Source organism: Archangium sp. (genome assembly GCF_036388035.1).
Lineage (GTDB): Bacteria > Myxococcota > Myxococcia > Myxococcales > Myxococcaceae > Archangium.
In genome coordinates, this window is record NZ_DASVSO010000879.1 from 1 (window position 1) to 3,442 (window position 3,442).

Annotated in this window: 3 protein-coding genes; 1 reads left to right on the top strand and 2 read right to left on the bottom strand. The window is 72.4% G+C overall.

Annotated features, from left to right (window positions below; translation table 11 throughout):
* Window positions 1-212: 212 nt before the first annotated feature.
* Both VF697_RS36095 and VF697_RS36100 read right to left on the bottom strand, forming a co-directional pair.
* The gene (locus tag VF697_RS36095; RefSeq protein WP_331102293.1) at window positions 213-947 is read right to left on the bottom strand and encodes a 16S rRNA (uracil(1498)-N(3))-methyltransferase; all 735 of its coding nucleotides are present in this window, start codon (window positions 945-947) and stop codon (window positions 213-215) included.
* Window positions 948-1,020: 73 nt separating this feature from the next.
* On the bottom strand, window positions 1,021-2,244 hold the full coding sequence (locus VF697_RS36100) for an endonuclease/exonuclease/phosphatase family protein (protein WP_331102294.1): 1,224 nt from the start codon (window positions 2,242-2,244) through the stop codon (window positions 1,021-1,023).
* Between the two features lie 222 nt (window positions 2,245-2,466).
* On the opposite strand from VF697_RS36100, the gene VF697_RS36105 reads away from it, so the two are divergent.
* A partial coding sequence (locus VF697_RS36105; RefSeq protein ID WP_331102296.1) for an asparaginase occupies window positions 2,467-3,442 on the top strand: 976 nt, incomplete at its 3' end.

The following is a 3,442-nucleotide window of genomic DNA, read 5'->3' on the forward strand; positions in this document are numbered from 1 at the left end:
TGCGGTGCGGGGGGCAGGGCGACCCGCACGATGACGCCCACGACGAGACCGATGATGCTGTAGGCGAAGAACTCCATGAGTGCCGCTCCCTCTCTTCCTCTTCGGACATTGGGAAGACGTTGCTGTCGTGCAGGGAACATAGGCCCGCGGGTGCGGGGTGGGCAGCCGTGGGGGGCCGGGGGCTCGTTCACTCGGCGCCTGACCGAGCTTCCCTAACCGAGCTCCCCATCCAGGTGGGCCATCACCGCGAGGGCGGCGAGCGCGGCCGTCTCGGTGCGGAGGATGAGCCGGCCGAGGGTGACGGGGCGCGCGCCGAGCGCCCGGAGCGCGGTGACCTCCTCGCGGGACAGCCCGCCCTCGGGGCCGACCACGAGGGCGACGGGGGCCCCGGGAGCGGCGGCGCGGAAGGCCTCACCCAGGGGGACGGCGGACTCCTCCTCGTCGAGCACCAGCAGGGTGGTGCCGGGGGCGAGCGCGCGGGCCGCTTCCACCAGGGGACGAGGCGGGTGGACGAGGGGCACGTCATTGCGCCGGCACTGGCGGGCGGCCTCCTCGACGATCTTGCTCCAGCGGGAGGTGCGCTCCTCGGCCCGTTTGGGCTCGAGCTTCACCACGCTGCGCGCGGCGGCCACGGGGTGGAAGGAGGTGGCGCCCAGCTCGGTGCCCTTCTGGAGGATGAGCTCCAGCTTGTCGCCCTTGGGGAGGCCCTGGAGGATGCCCACCTGGCGCCGGGCGGGGGCCTGCCGGGCCGCGCCGAGCACGAGGTGCACCGAGTCCTCGTCCAGGGAGGCCACGCGCGCGTCGAAGGAGCTGCCCGCGCCGTCGAAGACCTCGAGCGAGGCGCCCTCGCCGAGCCGCAGGACATGGACGAGGTAGTGGCGCCGCTCGCCGGAGAGCGTCACCTCGGTGGGGGCGGGCGCCGGGAGCGGGACGAAGAGTCGGACCACGGGACGGTTCTCCTCCAGGGAGGTGGGGAGGGGCGACTTGAGCAGGAAGCCGCCGTCCCCACCAGGGCCGTCCTCAGTGGTGGGTGTCGCGCAGGAGGAAGTCGGCGACGGAGGGCAGGTGGTCGGACGCCTGGGTGGAGTGGTCCACCTCCAGCAGCAGGGGCTCGAGCTGGCGGGAGGCGAAGAAGGTGTCGAAGCGCTTGCCGGTGGCGGGGGCCACGCCCGTCTCGTCGGGCAGGGCGTTGAGGGTGGACATGTCCGCCACGTCCTGCAGCCGCAGCCACAGCTCGCAGCCCTTCACCACCTTGCGGGACACGAGCAGCTCGCGGGCCTCGGTGGGCGACATGTGCGAGCCATCCGGCATGCGCACGCGCAGCTCGCGGGCGCGGTGGAGCGGGTCGTGCAGCTCGTGCTCCAGGGCGTGCAGCGCGCGGCGCACGCGGATGTCGGCGATGTTGCCCACGCCCCAGTCCCCCACGCTCGGGTGCACGTCGCCGTAGCGGTTCTCGTAGTCCTTCACCGTCTCGGTGGGCTCGTGCTTGCGGATGGGGTTGGGCAGCAGCGAGTAGTGGTGCTTGACGTTGATGTTGGCGTTGAAGTCGCCCAGGGCGATGGAGGGCACGCCGTCGAGCGCGTGCAGCACGGCCTGGAGCTGCCAGAGCTGGCCGGCGTTGACGCCGCTGTCGCCCAGGGTGTGGTGGACGTTGTAGAGGGCGACCTTCTGGCCGCCCACGTCGAGCAGGGTGAAGAGCGCGCCGCGGTCCTCGTCCAGCTCGCCGACGAAGCCCTGGCGGGAGATGGCCGCCTGACGCGCCTCGTCGGGGAAGGCGTAGGTGTAGTGGGCGGCCTCGAGGATGGGGTAGCGGCTGAGGGTGGCCTTGCCGTTCACCACGGGCCCGCCCACGTCCCGACCCTGGTAGGAGACGTGGAAGCCGTAGTCGCGCGCGAGCTCCAGCGCCGTGGGCTGGCTCGCCTCCTGGAGCGCGATGACGTCCGGCATGCGGCCGGTCTCCTCCAGCTCGGCGAAGTAGCGCTCCAGCAACTCGCGCCGCTCGCCCCCGAGGAGGATGTTGAACGTCATGACCCGGAGTCCCTTTCCCCGGTCGCGGGGCGGGCGGGGAGCCGGGTGGTGCACGAGCAGCGTGACCCCCGAGCCGAGCTTGCGCGGTCCCTCAGCCACCGGCAGCGACTCGAAGCCCTGGAAGACGTGCGTGGGCTCACGGTGCGGCAGGTGCTGGGGAGGCGCGACGGGAACTCCATCGATGACACTCCGCCCGAAGGGGAGTCGATCCAGCAATCGCGAAAGGGCCTGTCCTGGCATTGGTCCTTTTCTGTTTGCGCACTGCCCGGCTTGCACGCGACCACGGGCTGCTCCGCCGCTCTCCGTTTCGCCAGCCGTGGAAGCGCTCCCTTCCTCGCCCGCTGCCGTTATCCAGTGTCCCGAGGGGCAGGGGAGGCGGGCGGCCGAGCCATCGGGAGGGAGGCAAAGCTGCGACACTCCTGGTATGCGCAGCGCGACATGTCCTCTTTTCTGATCGAATCCACCCGCTCCGGCTTCGTCGAGTCCGTGCACCACGTGTCCGTGGCGGTGGTGGACGCGAAGGGCGCGCTGGTGGCGTCCGCGGGCGAGCCCGAGCGCGTCTTCATGTGGCGCTCGGCGGCCAAGCCCTTCCAGGCCCTGCCACTGGTGCGGGACGGAGCGGCGGATCGCTTCGGCTTCGGCACGCGGGAACTGGCACTCTCCTGTGCCTCGCACTCCAGCGAGCCCATGCACCGTGAGGTCTGCGCGGGGATGCTGGAGGCCACGGGGAGCGAGGAGTCGCAGCTTGCCTGCGGGCCGCACCCGCCGCTCTCTCAAGCCGTCGCGGACGAGGCGGTGCGCCAGGGCACGCCCATCACCCCGAGGTGGAGCAACTGCTCGGGCAAGCACGCGGGGATGCTGGCGCTGGCGAAGCACCACGGCTGGGCGACGGAGGGCTACGAGCGAGCGGGGCACCCGGTGCAGCAGCGCATCCTCGAGGAGGTGGGGCACTGGACGGGGCTGGCGCCGGGGGAGCTGCGGCAGGCGGTGGATGGCTGCACGGCGGTGTGCTTCGGGCTGCCGCTGAGGGCGATGGCCCTGGCGTACGCGCGCTTCGGCGTGTCGGAACTGGAGCCGGCGCGGCGGCTGCGCGAGGCCATGTGGGCGCACCCGGAGCTGGTGGCGGGCACGGGCCGGCTGTGTTCGGAGCTGATGGCGGCGGGGCGCGGGGGGGTGCTGGCGAAGGTGGGGGCCGAGGGCATCTACAGCGCGGCGCTGCCGGCGCTGGGGCTGGGCGTGTCGCTGAAGGTGGAAGACGGGGACATGCGCTGCTCGCCGCCGGCGCTGCTGGAGGTGCTGCGGCAGGTGTTCGAGCGGTATGAGCGGCGGGTGTCGGTGCCGATGGAGGGGTTGGGGCACCACGTGGAGCCGTTGCAGCGCAACACGCGGGGCGTGGTGACGGGCGGCTTGCGCG